Origin of the sequence: Neochlamydia sp. AcF65 (assembly GCF_018342435.1) — a bacterium.
GTDB lineage: Bacteria > Chlamydiota > Chlamydiia > Chlamydiales > Parachlamydiaceae > Neochlamydia.
Genome location: NZ_JAEMUE010000002.1, coordinates 1 through 17,476, shown reverse-complemented (window position 1 = coordinate 17,476; position 17,476 = coordinate 1). Strand labels below are relative to the sequence as shown.

General features: G+C 38.2%; 11 protein-coding genes, 1 tRNA gene and 2 pseudogenes. 5 read left to right on the top strand and 9 right to left on the bottom strand.

Features of this window, described 5'->3' with window-relative positions:
• Window positions 1-99 precede the first annotated feature (99 nt).
• The 6 genes and pseudogenes from NEOC65_RS09495 to NEOC65_RS00060 form a co-directional block, all read right to left on the bottom strand.
• A pseudogene (locus NEOC65_RS09495) lies at window positions 100-833 on the bottom strand (IS5 family transposase); the annotation flags it as partial.
• A gap of 249 nt (window positions 834-1,082) precedes the next feature.
• Window positions 1,083-5,540 (bottom strand): DUF4116 domain-containing protein, encoded by a 4,458-nt coding sequence (locus tag NEOC65_RS00075; protein ID WP_213155315.1) that lies wholly within the window; start codon window positions 5,538-5,540, stop codon window positions 1,083-1,085.
• A 136-nt stretch (window positions 5,541-5,676) separates the two neighbouring features.
• Window positions 5,677-9,186: a tetratricopeptide repeat protein gene (locus NEOC65_RS00070; protein ID WP_213155314.1), complete on the bottom strand. Its 3,510-nt coding sequence runs from the start codon at window positions 9,184-9,186 to the stop codon at window positions 5,677-5,679.
• A gap of 150 nt (window positions 9,187-9,336) precedes the next feature.
• A complete protein-coding gene (locus NEOC65_RS00065; RefSeq protein WP_166154434.1) occupies window positions 9,337-10,548 on the bottom strand; it encodes a hypothetical protein in 1,212 nt (403 codons plus the stop codon).
• 140 nt (window positions 10,549-10,688) lie between these two features.
• A complete protein-coding gene (locus NEOC65_RS09665; RefSeq protein WP_278248287.1) occupies window positions 10,689-10,817 on the bottom strand; it encodes a hypothetical protein in 129 nt (42 codons plus the stop codon).
• A 266-nt stretch (window positions 10,818-11,083) separates the two neighbouring features.
• Window positions 11,084-11,461, bottom strand: coding sequence for a hypothetical protein (locus NEOC65_RS00060; protein ID WP_213155313.1), 378 nt, complete (start codon window positions 11,459-11,461; stop codon window positions 11,084-11,086).
• A gap of 785 nt (window positions 11,462-12,246) precedes the next feature.
• On the opposite strand from NEOC65_RS00060, the gene NEOC65_RS00055 reads away from it, so the two are divergent.
• Complete coding sequence (locus tag NEOC65_RS00055) at window positions 12,247-12,552, top strand: hypothetical protein (RefSeq protein WP_166154430.1); 306 nt, start codon at window positions 12,247-12,249, stop codon at window positions 12,550-12,552.
• Between the two features lie 227 nt (window positions 12,553-12,779).
• Here the strand turns inward: NEOC65_RS00055 and NEOC65_RS00050 are convergent, their stop codons facing one another.
• The 3 genes from NEOC65_RS00050 to ung all read right to left on the bottom strand — a co-directional run bounded on the left by NEOC65_RS00050 (window position 12,780) and on the right by ung (window position 15,433).
• A complete protein-coding gene (locus NEOC65_RS00050; RefSeq protein WP_166154428.1) occupies window positions 12,780-13,943 on the bottom strand; it encodes a hypothetical protein in 1,164 nt (387 codons plus the stop codon).
• Window positions 13,944-14,002: 59 nt separating this feature from the next.
• A complete protein-coding gene (locus NEOC65_RS00045) occupies window positions 14,003-14,401 on the bottom strand; it encodes a hypothetical protein (protein WP_166154426.1) in 399 nt (132 codons plus the stop codon).
• Window positions 14,402-14,743: 342 nt separating this feature from the next.
• Entirely contained in the window at window positions 14,744-15,433 is a 690-nt protein-coding gene (ung, locus tag NEOC65_RS00040) for a uracil-DNA glycosylase (protein ID WP_166154424.1), read from the bottom strand.
• A 206-nt stretch (window positions 15,434-15,639) separates the two neighbouring features.
• Between ung and NEOC65_RS00035 the strand changes: the two genes are divergently transcribed.
• The 4 genes and pseudogenes from NEOC65_RS00035 to NEOC65_RS00020 all read left to right on the top strand — a co-directional run.
• Complete coding sequence (locus NEOC65_RS00035; protein ID WP_039386540.1) at window positions 15,640-15,894, top strand: hypothetical protein; 255 nt, start codon at window positions 15,640-15,642, stop codon at window positions 15,892-15,894.
• Window positions 15,895-15,905: 11 nt separating this feature from the next.
• A tRNA-Pro gene (locus NEOC65_RS00030) sits at window positions 15,906-15,980 on the top strand.
• Between the two features lie 816 nt (window positions 15,981-16,796).
• Window positions 16,797-17,252, top strand: coding sequence for a transposase (locus NEOC65_RS00025; protein ID WP_213155312.1), 456 nt, complete (start codon window positions 16,797-16,799; stop codon window positions 17,250-17,252).
• Window positions 17,252-17,476: pseudogene (locus NEOC65_RS00020) on the top strand (IS5/IS1182 family transposase); the annotation flags it as partial. The gene NEOC65_RS00025 and the pseudogene NEOC65_RS00020, both read left to right, overlap by 1 nt.

Here is a 17,476-nt window from a genome sequence, read left to right as displayed (position 1 = left end):
GCCAATTTTAATGAGCGACAGGGCTTCAAGCTTCGCGGCTTTTAAATTGAGTTTCCTTTATTTTTATCACAAATGTCAGATTAAGTCCTATCTATTACATTTAAATCGCTTAAGGAGGCCAATCATGTTTTCATTGGCAACTCTTTCTCTGGATAAACTTTGGGTTGTTCTTTTATTCTCTTGAGTTAAAGGCTTCTTCTTACTTTTTTTCTTAGGCATTTGGGTTTGGGCATGCAGCTTTGTTAATCCTTGATACCCTGAATCGGTTAACACTCTTATTTGTGGATTGATTTTAACTTGGGATTCTTTGAATAGCCTAAAATCATGCTTTTTGCCATTGCCATGTAAGGTATATATTACTTTTTTACTCTTCTTATCGACTACTACTTAAGTCTTTAGGGTATGTTTTTTCTTTTTCCCTAAATAATAGCGCTTTTGTTTTTTTTAGGGCGCTCAATAGGCGTTTCTGTAGCATCAACCAAAATAACCTCATATTCTGTATCGCTTTTCAAAAGCTCTTTACGCCCCGGTAAAGCAAAATTTGGATGCTTGATTAACGTATCTTCAATCCATTTCACCGCTTTATAAGCTGAGCTTTCACTAATTCCATAGCTTTGGCTAATATGGAAATAGGTCCTATATTCGCGCATATATTCCAAGGCCATTAACAGCATATCTTCTAAACATAGTTTATATTTACGCCCGCCTTTAATCTTCTTGGCCGTATCGGCTTCCTGTAAAATTTGCACCATCTTATCAAAAGTACTACGCTTTACCCCTGTCAATCTGCGAAACCGTTCATCATCTAATTTCTCTATCTTATCAAATTTCATGGTGCCTCCTTTAAATGTTGAGTCACCATTTTACTAAAATTTACATTTTATTCCAGTTTCGAAAGAGGTCTAATAAAAGAACACCTATAGGAAAGTATTGTTTTGGCATGACGCCTTTACAAACATTCTTAGATGCCAAGCGTCTTGCACACGAAAAGATATTAAGATAAGTTACACCTGACAGAAATAGTATCTGCCAGGTAACTCCTGCTTGTCAGAGCAGGTAGTATCTATGGCATATTATGTGATTTAGCTAAACAACACTGTGATTGGCTTACCATCTTGCTGATTTAGGATAGCTACCCTTAATGCTAATTCATTTCGCAGAACCTCAGCTTTCTCCAAATTATTATCCTGAATGGAGTTGAAGATAGCGATCCCAAGTTGCAAGATATATTGCTTAATACTAGCACGCACAATCTCCTGATTGTCTTGTAATCCCACATGAGCGAAAGAAAAAGCCCAGTAATCTTCTTGCACAGCGGCTAATACAATCTCTCTATCATTCTTAAGCTCTTCGCTGGCATACTGAAGTGCTGCGCCTCTTTGCTTAACGGCAGCAAGCACGACTTCTTTATCTTTCTTTAATTCCTGGCTTGCAAACTGAAGTACCCAGCCATTCTGCTTAACAGCAGCAAGCACAATCTCTTTATCATTCTTAAGTGTTTCCTGCTCTAACTCCAATACTCTGCCATCTTGCTGGACAGCAGCAAGCACGATTTCTTTGTCTTGTTTTAATTCCTGGCTTGCGTACTTAAGTGCCAAGCCATCTTGCTGGACAGCAGCAAGCACCACTTCTTTATCTTGTTTTAATTCGTGGCCTGCGTACTTAAGTGCCCAGCCATTTTGCTGAACAGCAGCAAGCACAATCTCCTTATCATTCTTAAGTACTTCCTGCGTCAACTCCAGTACTCTGCCATCTCGCTGAACGGCAGCAAGTACCAGTTCTTTATCTTCTTTTAATTCCTGGCTGGCGTAGTAAAAGGCTAAGCCATTTTGCTTAACTGCAGCCAGTACAAATTCTTTGTTTCTCCTTAGCTCTTCGCTGGCATGCCCGAATGCCAAGCCATCTTGCTGAACGGCAGCAAGCACCACTTCTTTATCCTCTTTTAACTCCTTACTTGCATACTTAATTGACCTGCCATCTTGATGAACAGCAGCAAGCACCACTTCTTTATCTTCTTTTAACTCCTGGCTTGCGTACCCAAGTGCCAAGCCATCTTGCTGAACAGCAGCAAGCACGATTTCTTTATCTTGTTTTAATTCCTGGCCTACGTAATTAAGTGCCCAGCCATTTTGCTGAACAGCAGCAAGCACAATCTCCTTATCATTCTTAAGTACTTCCTGCGTCAACTCCAATACCATACCATCTTGCTTAACAACAGCCAACATAAATTCTTTATCTTCTTTTAGCTCCTCGCTTGCGTGATAAAAGGCTAAGCCATTTTGCTTGACAGCGGCAAGCACAATCTCCCTATCATTTTTAAGAGCTCCCTGCACCAACTCCAATACCCTGCCATCTTGCTGAACGGCAGCAAGCACCACTTCTTTATCCTCTTTTAACTTCTCGCTTGCATACTCAAGTGCGAAGCCGTTCCGCTTAACAGCAGTAAGCACGATCTTCTTATCATTTTTAAATGCCTGGCTGGCGTGCCCAAGTGCCCAACCATGTTGCTGAATGGCTGCAAGCACCACTTCTTTATCCTCTTTTAACTCCTCACTTGCATACTCAAGTGACTTGCCAGTTCGCTTAACGGCAGCAAGCACCACTTCTTTATCTTCTTTTAGATCCTCGCTTGCATACTCAAGTGCCAAGCCATCTTGCTGGACGGCAGCGAACACCATTTCTTTATCCTCTCTTAACTCCTCACTTGCATACTCAAGTAACCTACCATTTTGCTGAACTGCAGCAAGCATTACTTCTTTATCTTCTTTTAACTCCTCGCTTGCATGCTCAAGTGCCATGCTATCTTGCTTAACGGCAGCAAGTACCACTTCTTTATCTTCTTTTAACTCCTCGCTTGCAAAATGAAGAGCCCTACCATTTTGCTTAACGGCAGCAAGCACCACTTCTTTATCTTCTTTTAACTCCTCGCTTGCAAAATGAAGTGCCCTACCATTTTGCTTAACGGCAGCAAGCACCACTTCTTTATCTTCTTTTAACTTTTGGCTTGCGTATACAAGTGCCCTACCACGTTGCTGAACGACAGCAAGCATAAAACTTTTATCGTTTCCAAGTCCTTTATGCGCATACTCAAAGATTAGGCTACCTTGGATTAGGCTACCTTGGATTAGGTTATCTTGCTTAATAATGGCAGCAAGCACCACTTCTTTATCCTTTTTTAACTCCTCGCTTGCATGCTCAAGTGCCAGTCCATCTTGTTGAACGGCAGCAAGCACCACTTCTTTATCTTTCTTTAATAGATGGCTTGCGTGCTTAAGTGCCAAGCCATTTTGCTGAACGGCAGCAAGCACCACTTCCTTATCTTTTTTTAACTCCTCGCTTGCGTACGCTAGTGCCAAGCCGTTTCGCCTAACAGCAGTAAGCACCACTTCTTTATCTTCTTTTAGCCCCTCGCTTGCATACTCAAGTGCTAAGCCATCTTGCTGGACGGCAGCAAGCACAACTTCTTTATCTTCTTCTAACTCCTCGCTTGCAAACCGGAGTGCCAAGCCATCTTGCTGGACGGCAGTAAGCACCACATCTTTATCTTCTTTTAACTTCTGGCTTGCGTACTCAAGTGCCAAGCCATTTTGCTGAACGGCAGTAAGTACCACTTCTTTATCTTCTTTTAACTCCTCGCTTGCGTACGCTAGTGCACAGCCATTTTGCTGAACGACAGCAAGCACAAACTTTTTATCATTTTTAAGACCTTCATGCGCATGCTCAAAGATTAGGCTATCTTGGGCTAGGTTATTTTGCTTAATAATGGCAGCAAGCATCACTTCTTTATCTTTTTTTAACTCCTCGCTTGCGTACGCTAGTGCCAAGCCGTTTCGCCTAACAGCAGTAAGCACCACTTCTTTATCTTCTTTTAACTTCTGGCTTGCGTACTCAAGTGCCAAGCCATCTTTCTTAACGGCAGCAAGCACCACATCTTTATCTTCTTTTAATTCCTCGCTTGCGTAACGAAGTAGCCGGCTATTTTGCTTAACAGCAGTAAGCACCACTTCTTTATCTTTTTTTAGTTTCTGGCTTATGTACTCAAGCGATCGGCTATCTTGCTTAATGGCAGCAAGCACCACTTCTTTATCTTCTTTTAACTTCTGGCTTGCGTACTCAAGTGCCAAGCCATCTTTCTTAACGGCAGCAAGCACCACATCTTTATCTTCTTTTAATTCCTCGCTTGCGTAACGAAGTAGCCGGCTATTTTGCTTAACAGCAGTAAGCACCACTTCTTTATCTTTTTTTAGTTTCTGGCTTATGTACTCAAGCGATCGGCTATCTTGCTTAATGGCAGCAAGCACCACTTCTTTATCTTCTTTTAACTTCTGGCTTGCGTACTCAAGTGCCAAGCCATCTTTCTTAACGGCAGCAAGCACCACATCTTTATCTTCTTTTAACTCCTCGCTTGCGAACTGAAGTGCCCAATAATTTTGCTTAACGGCAACAAGTACAATCTCTTTATCATTTTTAAAAGCTTCCTCCGTATACTGCAATACCCTGCCATTTTGCTTAAGGGCAGCAAACACTACCTCTTTATCTTCTTTTAATGCCTGGCTAGCGTAGTCAAGTGCCCAGCCATTTTGCTTAAGGGCAACAAGCACTGCATCTTTATCTTCTTTTAAATCCTGGCTTGCGTACTCAAGTGACCTACCATTTTGCTTAAGGGCAACAAGCACTACTTCTTTATCTTCTTTTAACCCCTGGCTAGCGTATTCAAGTGACCTACCATTTTGCTTAAGGGCAACAAGCACTACTTCTTTATCTTCTTTTAACTCCTGGCTTGCGTATTCAAGTGACATACCATTTTGCTTAACGGCAGCAAGCACTACTTCTTTATCTTCTTTTAACTCCTGGCTTGCGTACTCAAGTGACATACCATTTTGCTTAACGGCAGCAAGCACCACTTTTTTATCTTTTTTTAGACCTTCGCTTGCGTACTCAAGTGACATACCATTTTGCTTAACGGCAGCAAGCACTACTTTTTTATCTTTTTGTAGGTATATGCTTGTGTACTTAAGTGCCAAGCCATCTTGTCTAACGGCAGCAAGCCGATTTCTCTTTTCCTTATTTAATTGTGGGTCTGAGGGCCACCCCCCCAAATACCACGATTCCTTTTGAACAGCAACAGCTTCCTTATTTTTCTCTTTTTCTAGGTTAAGCTTCGCAGGCTCAGGGGTCCAACCGTTTTGCTGGACAGCGGTAAGCATAGCGGCTGTATTACTGGAAGGAAAGCTAAGTTGTGGAGATCCAGGATGTGCCGGCGGCGGGGAGTTAGGGTAGCATTTTTGATGGGTAAAGTCCCAAATACCTACAACTATATTTCCTAGAATAGGGATTAGCAAGATGATACACCGTTTAAAGCTTTTCTGGCTAAGATGTCGATAATAGGAACTTTTGTTTATATTTTCTTTTTGTTTAGAGCTTAAAATGACCTGTTTTTGAAAAATATCAAATAGGTTAGTTACTGTACTGACGATGGGTATGTAATCAGCCACCTTATCTATATAACTGCAAGCTTGAGATAACTTATTTATTTCCACTGAATATTCCTCAATAACGAGCTTAAATTATAAGTAACTGAACACACTTATATTATTAAAATTAAAAGAAAGCAACAAGGTAATTAAATACAGCCTATTAGATAAAGTAGCTGCCCCTTCCTTAAAACAATCATTTTTACATAAGCAGGCAGATTTCTTTTTTATTTTTACTCTGTTTCTTTAGCTTATTTAATTCTCTTTCCTTACTTGCTTTTATCGTGATTATCCTCAAATTTATATGTTTCAACATTTTTTGTGCATCCTCTTTTTCCTCTATTGCATGCAATTGCTGGTAAATAGTTAAAGCTTCTTCCATATGTTTCTTGGCTAAATCGTATTTCTTCAGATCAACGAATAAAATGCTTAAATTAAATAAAGAATTAGCTACACCTTCGTGACTTTGGGTAGGATGCAGAGCACGTTGTATTTCTAATTCTTCTTGAAAGTGCTGTTTAGCTTGTTCAAATTGCCTTAAATCTTTTAAAGCTCCTCCCACTGCTCTTAAAGAAGCGGCTACATCAGGATGGGGCTTCAAGTTATAAAGGCTACGTCTTATTTTTAAAGATTCTCTATAATGTTGCTCAGCAGCTTCAACCTCTTTCAAATCTTCTAATATTATTCCTAAATTGTAACACGCATTAGCAAGCTCAAATGATGGCAAAATAGCGCAGTTTAAACGATAAATTTGCAAAGCTTTTTCAAAATAGGGTTTTGCTGCTTCGCGTTCTTTCAATGAGCGCATAACAGCACCCATATTAGTTAAGACAGCAGCTAAAGCGTTGCTAGGCTGATCGCCGTCGATAGCATATTGCATCTCTAGCGCTTCTTTAATACAGGCTTTAGCTTGATTTCCTTGTTGTAGGCTAATTAAGACTGTTCCTAAAGAAGCTAATGCAGAAGCTAACTTTGGACACGCTTTGTTCCCATGCAAATGACGTCTTATCTTTAGATTTTCTTCCAGGTAAGGAAGAGCAAGAGTAAATTTTCCTTGTTTTATTAAAACATCTCCTAGGTTAAATAAGAGGAGAGCAATAGAAGGATGATTTTCATCTTTATAGAAACTGCGTTGCATTTCTAAAGCTTTTCTAAAATTCTCCTCTGCTTCGTTTACTTCTCCTATTTCTGCCAGCAAGAGACCTAAATTGTTTAAAGAATCTGCTTGAGAAGGATGAGGACGCTTGCCATATAAAGCTTCTTGTATCTCCATTCCTTTTCGAAATGCCTGCTTCGCTTCTTCAAATTGCTGAAGTGTAGATAAAACGGTTCCTAAATTGTTTAAAGAGATAGCCACATTGGGATGAGGCTGTGTACCATAAAGTTCATCGTAAATTTGTAAGGCTTGATTATAATGTTGCTTAGCTTGCTCTAGCTGCCCCATCTCTTGCAATACTACTCCTAAGTTATGTAAGGAAGCACCTACCTCAAAATTAGAATTATCGCCCCCAAGGACAAGATGCATCTGTTGAGATTGCTCATAATAGTTCTTAGCTTTCTTAAGGGATCCTAGAGCTTGTAACGTAATCCCTAAATTGTTTAGGGAAATAGCCACATGCGGATGAGATTGAGTACCATACAAGTCGCGGAGCATGTGTAAAGTTTGCTTATAATGTTCCTTAGCCTCCTTAAGTCGTCCTAGCCAGCGTAATACTTGCCCTAAACTATGTAGAGAACAAGCTATATCCGGATGAGACTTACCCTCATATTCAGCTTGAAAGCAATGCAGAGCTTTTTGGTGGGCGGCTAAAGCTCCTTGATAATCTACGATTATCCTTTTAGCATGTCCTATTTGACTCCATAGCTGGCCTTGAGCTCCTTGAGTGAGTACTTCGGCAAAATGTTGAAGCATATACTCAGCGTGGTCTAACCAGTTAAGAGCCAACTCCCATATTTCCGGCGTGCCTATTTCTATCTCATTACCTTTTTCTAAAAGAAGCTGGTAAGCTTGATGGACAAAATTCGTCTCTTCTCCTTTTACTTCTGCCTCTTCATTCTGAAAGAAGGCCGCCGAACGTATGGCCTCTTGCACTAGACGGTGCAGACTAAGCAGCTTAGAAGTAGCATCAAAACGAATTAAAGCATAATTTTCTAAGACTTTAAGCAATGCTCGAGCAGCTCTATGCTCTTGCCGTCCACTTATTTCGGCTTCCTTTTGAAGCCATGTCTGCATCCAATTAAGAGGAATACCTTCAGGATTTAAGTAACTACACACCTGGAGCCATTTCAAAGCGAAAGGATCCTGAGTATTTAGCTTTTGAAAAGTCAAACGCCATACTTTTTCTATAAAAAAAGGATAGCGTATATAGCCTTCTTGGTCTTCTTGATTTAATTCTCGCAGATAGTCTTGTAGGCGCATTTGCTCTTCTACAATGTAAGCGGCGGCTTTACTTAGAGCTAAAGGATAGCCAAGTAGCCGATCAATTAAGAGTTGCAATTGATCTTCTTCTTCTTCTATTTGTCCTTTTAGAAACTTTATAGCTTCATATTGGGTAAAGGGCAAAACCTCTAGACATCCTTTATGAGAAGGAGCTATATCTTTTCTTCTAGCTGTCATTAAAACAAAGCCTCCCCGCTGCGGAAGGGAAAATTTCTCTTTTACGTTATCAAAGATTAGCAGCCAAGGCTTTTCAAAAAAATGATTTTCTAACCAAAAGAAAAGACTTTCTTCCATCTCCAGTATGGTAGCTTTTGCATCTATATCTATCTTTAGTACAATAGCTAGCGATCGATAGGCATGAGCACGGCTGTCTGCCGTTTCGCTATTTATCCACCAAACAAGAGAATAAAGGTCTTTATGCTCATTAGCAAAGTAGCAGGCTAGCTCACTCTTACCCATGCCAGCAAGCCCATATAGTGCTCGCCATATGGTAGGTGCATGCACTTCTCTTTCTGCTACAGGCAACAAAGCGTCTTTAAGCTTATCTATCAAATCTAGGCGTCCAGCAAATCCTTCCAAGGCAGTTTTTAAATAGACTAAGCACCTGGTTTTTAAAACATTTCTTTGCAATTGCGCTAATTTAATTTTTTTTCTTTCTAATTCAATCTCATCTTGCGCAACTTCTAAGGCTATTTTTTTTACTTGCAATTTTTGGATTTCATCCTGATGCTTTAAATCGCTTTCATTTTTTCTTTTATAGTGCTCTAAATTAGCTTCATTTTTTCTTGTTTCGTGCTCAAGTTCTGCCGCTATTTTTTCTACTTGCAATTTTTGAGTTTCAGCCTGATGTTTTAAATCGTTTTCGCCTTTTCTAATTTTTTGCGCTAGCGGTGCATGAGCGGCAATCAAATCTCTGCCTTGCATAGCTGTTTCATAATGGCGATTACCTATTTGTTGAGATAAATATACATTCCACCCTACGCTATCTGCTGCCACTTGTTGTAAGCTAGAAAGCCGGGGATGGCCTCTTATTACACTAGCCGCTACTTCATTTACTTCTTCAATTATATCCATGCCTGCACGATTCAAGTGCAAGCTGTCTGTGATAAAAGGGGTTATCAATTGCTCAGATAGGGGATGTAAAATCTGTGACTCTAAGCTAAGGGTCGGGAAAGAGATTGAATTAACTGGTGAGCTTTCTAAAGAAGAAAAGCCTGAGGAGGGATTAATAGAAAAAGAGGTTTTTTTATCTACAGACTCAATAGGTTGCATTGCATATTCTCCTTAAAAAGAGAGATCAAATTATTACATTTAATCTCTCTTCCTTATTTGATTTTAAAATTTTTTTATAAATCTTAAGTTTCTAAGGTTTTTATTATCCTAAAAGAGGCTATTTACCACCTCTTTCTTTAAGTAAAGAATTTACATTAAAAGACACTTTGGCTTAGCAATACTAGCTACAGCGTTGAGTGTAGTAGTAGTCACTGTAGCTGCTGTCTCAGTTAATCGGCATCTTGTATCAGCGTCAATACGTTTGCCCTCTATTTCTACGTGTTTTTCAGCAAGATACTTCTCTACTTCCATCTTGTTTTTTTCTTTAAGTTCTTCTATTTCTTTTTCATTTTCTGCTTTTTTACCTTCTAGCTCTACCCGCTCTTTCTCTAAGCTTAATTTTACTAAATCGACCTCATGGGATTGAGCTAATTCTCTTTCTTCTATGGAAAATTTTATTTCTTTTTCATTTTGCTCGGAGACGAAATTAGCGCCTTGCATTAGCTGGTCAAAAAGTTGAGATTCTTCTTTAAGCTTTTGATTATGCAAAGCCGTCATAATTTGCAATTCATGGTTTTCATGGTGAGCTAAAACTTCTAAGCGTGACTTAAGTAAATCAAGTTCTTGCTTTCTAGCATAGAAAACTAAATCAATGCACTCTTGATAATCTTTAAATCGGCCATCCGTATTGATTCTTTGTAGATCCATAAATTGTTTAGCAGTTTCATAGTAGCGGTGTCCTACTTGAGTAGCCAAATGTATTGTAAATTCTACGGATCGATTACGTTCATCATAATCCATTCGTAGTGCTTCACCTGTCCTTATGCTTGCTATAGTGGCATCTTTCAACGCTTTGGCGATTTCAAAAGCTAAAGAACTACAAAGCTTATTCATCTTCATCGATTCATCATAAAATGAAGTTACACTTTCATCTATTTGTTTGCGTAAGGCTATTGTTTGGGTTGTTTGTTCAGATAAAACAATTTTTATCTTTTCTAGCATTTCCCTATCTTCTTTAATACTTAGTGCTCCTTTTTTAAAGGATTGATTAACTAATTTTTGACTATCTCTAGAAGGAGCCTGAATGACTGTTTCTTGAAATACAGGTGTAAGGCGCGAAGGGTCTAAAGCAGGAAGTATACTTTGAGAATTCGATTGTCCATAAACCACTGGGCTAAGAGATGTAGAGGAGGACGCATAAGAGGTAGGACGAAAGCTTGTGGGTTGAAAAGAACGAGACTGAAAAGAAGACGAAGAACTCCAGGTACGAGCATTCCAACTGCTGGCAGATTGTTGAGGCCCTGAGCTAGATGATATCGAACTGCTAGTTGCGCCCGATTGTTCATTATTAGTAGGTTGCATAATATTCTCCTTTAAAAACAGATGTTATTTAATGTTAAAAACGTATAAATTAGCTACACAAGACAAAATCCAATTTTTCCTCAAGTAATACTACTTAATATTTCTTAAATATGTAGATCTGCTCAAAGTTTCTGATACAGTTAATAAATTTTTAAGGCCTCCGCTAGGTCAGAGGGCTGATTTCTATAAAAAGTGTAAAGCATTTCTACAGTATCCTCATAACATTGTTTGGCTTCCTGCAATAGATTGCTTGCTCTATCTAGGCGCATGTATTTCTCTTTCTGCTGCAGGCAGCAAAGCTTTTTCAACCTTTCTTAGTAAATCTCGTCCCTCGAAATCCTTCAAGAGGAGCTTTTAGGTAGATAAAACGAGTGCTTTTCAAAGTTTGCTCCCGCGGCTTGGTCAGTTTAATTTTTTTGTTCCTAGGGCAGCTTTCTTTTCGTAAACTTCAATTTTTCTTTTTTTGCAATTTTTTGATTGCAACGTAATGTCTTAAATCGCTTTCTTTTTTTCTAATTTCTTATGCAAACTCGCTCTAGGCGGTAAACCAATGTGCCCGCCTTGCAAAGCCTGTTTCATAATGGCGATCACCTATGTGTTGAGATAAATGTATATTCCGCTCTAAGCTTTCTACTGCCACTTGTTGTAAGCTAAGAAGCTGTGAGTGACCTCCTATCACGCTAGTCGCTAATTCATTCACTTCTCCAATTATACCCATGCCTGTACAATTCAAGTGCAGGCTATCTGTATTAAAAGGTGGTACCAATTGCTCAGATAATGGATGCAAACTCGGTAACCCTAAGCTAAGGGTAGGAAAAGAGATTGAATTAACAGGTGAGTTTTTTGAAGAAAAGGGAAGAGTATGATTAATAGAAAGAGAAGGATTTTTTTTCATACAATCAGCAAGTTGCATTTATATTCTTCTCAAAAAAGCTTGTTTAAAAAAAATGCTTTTTTATATTTAAATTTAGTTTTATGGCAAAAAAGGAATTAAAAGAAAGGATAATTTTAAATAAGTCTCAAAAAAGGGACTGTCAAAAAGCTAGGTGAATAGCGGCGTTGTTACGTAAAAAAATAAAAAGCGTATGCGGCCAAGATTGCTCTTTAACGCTTAAGAGCTATAAAATTTAGTTTGTTAAAGCAAAACTATAGGCAAGCTAGGGGAAAAAAGCTTAACTACCACATAGGTAATTGGTTCGACAATAACAAAGCTTTAGTACAAAGAGGAAGCATATCTTTATGGTTTTCAGATGAAGCCATTAAAGGATGAAGGGAAAATAAAAGTACAGGGAAGAAGGGGCGCCCAAGAATTTACTCTGCTAGCGCTATCCTATGCGTGTTGATGATTAGAGCTGTTTATCATTTGCCCCTCCTAGGCTATTCTAAGGATTTCCCTTGTCGTTGATTGCTCTACTGGCCTTCAAGGCTACCTATTCCTTGTTATACCCGCATCTGCAGGCGTGCTAAAGAGCTTGGACAGGAGCTTAAAAAATTAAGCCTTAAAGCGTCCAACACACATAGCCTTTGAGTCCTCTGGAAGGAAGGTTTATGGCAAAGGAGAGTGGAAAGCACGCCCACCTAGCAAAGCGAAGGACTTGGAGAAAGATTCACTTAAGCATTTGCCAAGAGTCGCATAAGATTACTTTTAAGTGAGTGGGCAAGGAGTAATAAAGCCGATGATTTAGTGGCCAACCAGAAGTGCACCAAGCTGCCAAAGAACGCAAAAAACGCTTATGGAGATGGTGCTTACGCGATAGGCCAGCTTTCTGTCGATCATCTTATGTTGAGGGTATAGATCCTTTAGTACCTCCAAGAAGAGAAGGAAGACTAAAGCCAAGAGACGGACAAGTCCGCGGTGAAGAAGAGAAATGGTCCTCTAAGAGTCTTAAAGGCTTTGGAGGAGATTTTCGTTTTAGGAAGCTAGCCTATCAGCGAGCAGAATTACATGTTAAATCTTTAGCTATAAACAAGAGTACAAAACGTAGAATGCCCAAAGGGCAGTGAGTACTAACTTAGATGATAAGCTAGTATAAGGCTGTGTCTTAAACAGGCGAACTATTAGATTATTTACGCAACGAGGCCTCTCTTCAACGAAATTTCTTAATCTTTTGGCTTTTTAAGCTAGCATTAAAAAAATTCACAATTTCCCTATTTAAAATAGGGAACACTAAGGGATTTTTTTAGATTAAATCTAGATCGGACTAAATATCTGCTACAGCTATAAAAGGCTTTTAAACTGTCAGAGCAAATAGGCTAATATCATCATGATAACGCGGGCTAGCTGCGTCAAAAGTATGGTATTTAATATATTTGGATTGGTTAGCTGATTGTATGTCCTCTTCACGACGCATACTTGTATCGGGTACTCTCTCTGTGAATTCTTTACCCTTATCAATAATTTTATCTTTAAAGTTTTCTAATAGATTAGATGGCATGCTGCTTGAAATAATTTCCATGCATTCTTCTAAAGTTAAATATTCACCAATTCCATCGGAAAAGCCAATAATGGTATCCCCCGGACTAATGGGGGTAGCGTGCACATTAATTGCGCCACTTCCTAAGCCAAAATCAGGCCTAGAGGTAGCTAAAGAGGTATCAAAAGTTCCATTTGCTTTTTTAATGACAATCATCGTGTCTGCTAGCTCTATACTGAGTAAATAGTAACTTGAGCCAATTTTAATAGTTTGAGCAAAACTAATAGCGGGATGGTAGGAGGGATCTTCAAAAGTACTGGAATTTTTATGTATAGACCGAGAATCCGAAGTTAAGGTCCGCGCCAATTGCCCAAGTTGATCTGTTAAGAATTGCTGTGCCGATTCAATTGTTTTGAACGTACATGGCTCTAAAGCTTGCTCATAAGACTGAGTAAAATTTTGCAATAACTCTTGTAATACAGGTTGCATATACGGATTATTATGCCCTGCGCCATCTACCACATATCCAAAGCCTAGTCTTCTATTCGAGTAGCTGAAATCCACATTTCCATCTAATCCATCCTCACGTGAATGATAAGTCGTTTCTTTTGAAAAGAAGGCATCACTACACATAGGCACATGCTTTTTGAAAACACTTAAGACAGAATTTTGAACATGAGAGAATGAATGAATATAGCTATTATTGTAATGCAAGCATTTTCCAATGAGTTTTTTGTAAAAAAGTATCTGAGTTTCAGGGGCTAACTCTTGGTTTATTTCCTTGTTATGATGGCTGATGAAATTTGCTATATTTTTAAGGCTAAGAGGCCCACATCCAAACCATGCCGCTATTCTGTGGAAAATGGATGTTTGCTTTAAAGGAACAAATCGCAGGGAGTTTTCATTCAAACTTACCACGTATTTTTGAGAAGAATCGCTTAAAAAATGTTCAAGATGAGTGGTATCAAAATTTATACGCATATCTTAAGTATTACCTTGGTAAATGTATTTTTCTTTATAATGATGAAGAAAGCATGAAGCTATACACGCACATGTATTAAGTCGTTCTGGTCCTGTTCATCTAAATAAACTCTCCATCCGCAGGCAAGGCATACAAAGTCTTCCATTAAAATTGCAAAATTCTGCGCATTCATTTGTTGTAATAAGCCTAAATAATTTAAATCCACACGATATTGATTTTCATTGATGGAGAGGAAAGTTTTAATAGAGGTACGCCTACAAGGAGCTTTTCTTGCAATCCCATTCCTTACACTTTTAGGAATAAAATTATCTCCCTTATAAATCCTAGTAGTTAAAAATATTTTCGAAGCTCCATCAAAAACTTTTATTCCTAGCTCATTTTCATTTAAATGGATGTGTAAGACCTGATCGTGATCTAACTTTTGAAAAACCTTTTTTAAATCCTGCTCAATTATCATAAATTTACCTTAACTTTAAAAGATTAAGAAGCAGAAAAATTTACTACTAAGCGATAGAGCCTTTTAATATATTATAATAAATAACACATCTTTATTTCAATTAAACTTTAAATAAACAGCTCTTTTATTAAGAAACCTCTTCTACAGCAATTTTATTAAAAAATAACGCTTTTCTATTTTTTCAAAACTTATTAATTCTTACCGCAAGATAAAAAAAATTTTTTTCTAGTTTTTTATAATAAAGCATTTAGCAACTTTAGGGGTTAGCAAAAACATTCTAGATATTTTTATAAAATTTTTGATTTTATAGAAGAAATACTCAGCAACTTACATGCCATTATTTTATGGTATAGCCCAATCAATAGGCTCTTGCTTTTTGGAACGCAGTATGTCATTGACTTTAGAAAAATGACGGCATCCAAAGAAACCTTGTTGAGCTGCATAAGGCGAGGGATGAGCTGCCATTAAAATGTGATGCTTTTTTTCCTCATGGCTAGCGATGATATGACGGCATTTCTCTTGCGCCGACTTTCCCCATAAGATAAAAATTAAATTTTCTCTGCCATCTACTAAATGTTCAATAACCGCATCGGTAAAACGTTCCCAGCCCTTTCCGTGATGCGACAAGGGTTCCCCTTGCCGAACAGTGAGAGTAGCATTCAATAATAAAACACCTTGTTGGGCCCAATGGATTAAGCACCCATGCTTAGGCATAGGTATTTGGACATCTGCATTAAGTTCCTTAATAATATTTTGCAAAGAAGGGGGAGGACGGACGCCTTCAGGGACGCTAAAAGAAAGTCCATGCGCTTGGCGAGGTCCATGATAGGGATCTTGTCCCATTATAACTACTCTAACCGAGTCATATGGCGTCATGCGAAAAGCATTAAAGACTAATTCACGGGGAGGAAAGACATTAAAACCTTGAAATCTTTCTCGTTCTACAAATGCTTCTAATTCTTGTAAATAGGGCTTTTGTAATTCGTCTTTTAAAGCATTTTGCCAAGACAATCCAAGTTCAAATCCTGTCATAATCTTCTCCTAATTTAAAAGAAATTAACAAACCTTTTCAAATGTCACTAATAAAATTTATAAATTTTCTTTTCTCTATGCTTGTAAGGCTTCTCTTAAGCACTAATCTTTTTGCTAAAAAGTTTTCACGGCCCTCTATCATCTTTTTAAAAACATTGACGATAAAGGAAGAAGGCCTTTATCATATGGCCTTTTAAAGGATACATATGATGAATATAGCTGAAAACAATTTAATTCGTTTTATCAATATATCAAAGAAAAAAGATGGAATTTTTGCCAACTTTAAAGTAAAAGGATTGAGAGGCGGTACTTCCTTTAGTGCTTCCATTTCTGTAGATATAAGTGCTGCTGAAGTAGATCCTACGGATCCTTTGGAAAAAATTATCGAACACTGTGCTCGCATGGCAGTCAGGGATTTCAAAAAAACTGAAATGCAATTCGAAGGCATGACTGCAAATTAATCATTTCTTATCTGAGTGTAGCGCAGCTTGGCTAGCGCACTTGCATGGGGTGCAAGGGGTCGGAGGTTCGAATCCTCTCACTCAGATTCTTATTCTTCTTTACTAAAAATTTTTCTGCTTAAAAGTAAGGCAAAGGCATTAAAGCTTTGTTCTTGAATTATTTGTTCCTGTAGTAGTCTGTTTAAGACATTTCATAGATGGCAGCTTCGTGTAGAATTTTTTTTAACTTTTACCGCACTATGCCCAAGCCCAAGAGGCTTACCAAGCTATAGAAATAATATTATCGGTGGAAACATTAGGCTTTTCAAGCACCCCCTTATCCCTTTATAAGTTAAAAAAAAATATGACCGTGCATGAAGAGATTCTGCTTATGAAGATTTCATTTTCCCCTTTCATGGTAAAATTAGGTAGATTTTTCAAAGCATAGAAGAGTGCTTATACGCTTTCGAGCAACTCTTTATATAATCATATACTTAATAAAAAGCTTGTTTTTACGGATAGAGTCGGCTTGGAAAAAGGTTAATGTCTTTTTCGGTTATGCAGACGTAGGTTCTTTAAAGAGTATTATATTGGAAAGATAAGGATTAAAAATTAAGAAGGGAATAAAATAACACGTGCTAGGGCTGCAAAGCAGGTGGATAAGTAAGGACTTCTTCATATAGCCTTGCTTTATAAGCTTTTTAACTAGCTTATGGCTACTCAAGAAAGAGGTTTGCACGTTAAAGTGATAAAAAGCCCGGTCCCCTACTCATACCTCCGAAAATGCCTATCTAGTTAGTTCAACATGATTTAAAGTATTTTTGCCCTGAGATAATATTTTAGGAGAGTTTTTTATCAAAAAATGCTATATTTTTCTTACAAGTAAATCATTACAAAGCTCTTAATTTCTTGCAAAGTTTACTATGAAACCAAATAAACTAAACAATCAACAAGACCTGCTTTTTAAATTCCGCTTTAGCAATGAACTTAACCAGAATCATCCTCTCGTCCAGCTATCCAAGTTGATTGAATGGAAGCAGCTGGAAGAAGAGTTTGATAAGCTGTTTGTAGAAAATGTAGGCCAGCCAGCTAAGCCTGTAAGGCTAGTTGTAGGTCTCTTTATCTTGCAACACATGTATGGAATTTCTGATGAAAATGTGGTGCATCGATGGGTAGAAAATCCTTATTGGCAATACTTTTGTGGATATGATCACTTCAAGCATGAGCTGCCTATCCATCCTACTTCTTTAATTAAATGGAGAGATAGATTGGGTGAAGCTGGACTTAGTAAAGTCTTACAAGAAACGATTGTAGCAGCTGTTTTGACAGGCGCGGTGAAAAAAAAAGCCTTAAAAAAGTCATTGCCGATACAACGGTGATGCCCAAAGCTATCGCTTTTCCTACCGATGCAAAGCTTTACTTTAAGTCTATTCAGGCGCTTGTAAAAATAGCCAATAATTACAAAATCATTTTGCGACAAACCTATAAGAAGCTAGCCAAAACGGCTTTGTGTATGCGTGCTCGTTATGCTCATGCTCGTCAAATGAAAAGAGCTAAAAGGGAAGAAAAAAGGCTGCATACTTATTTGGGAAGAGTAATTCGG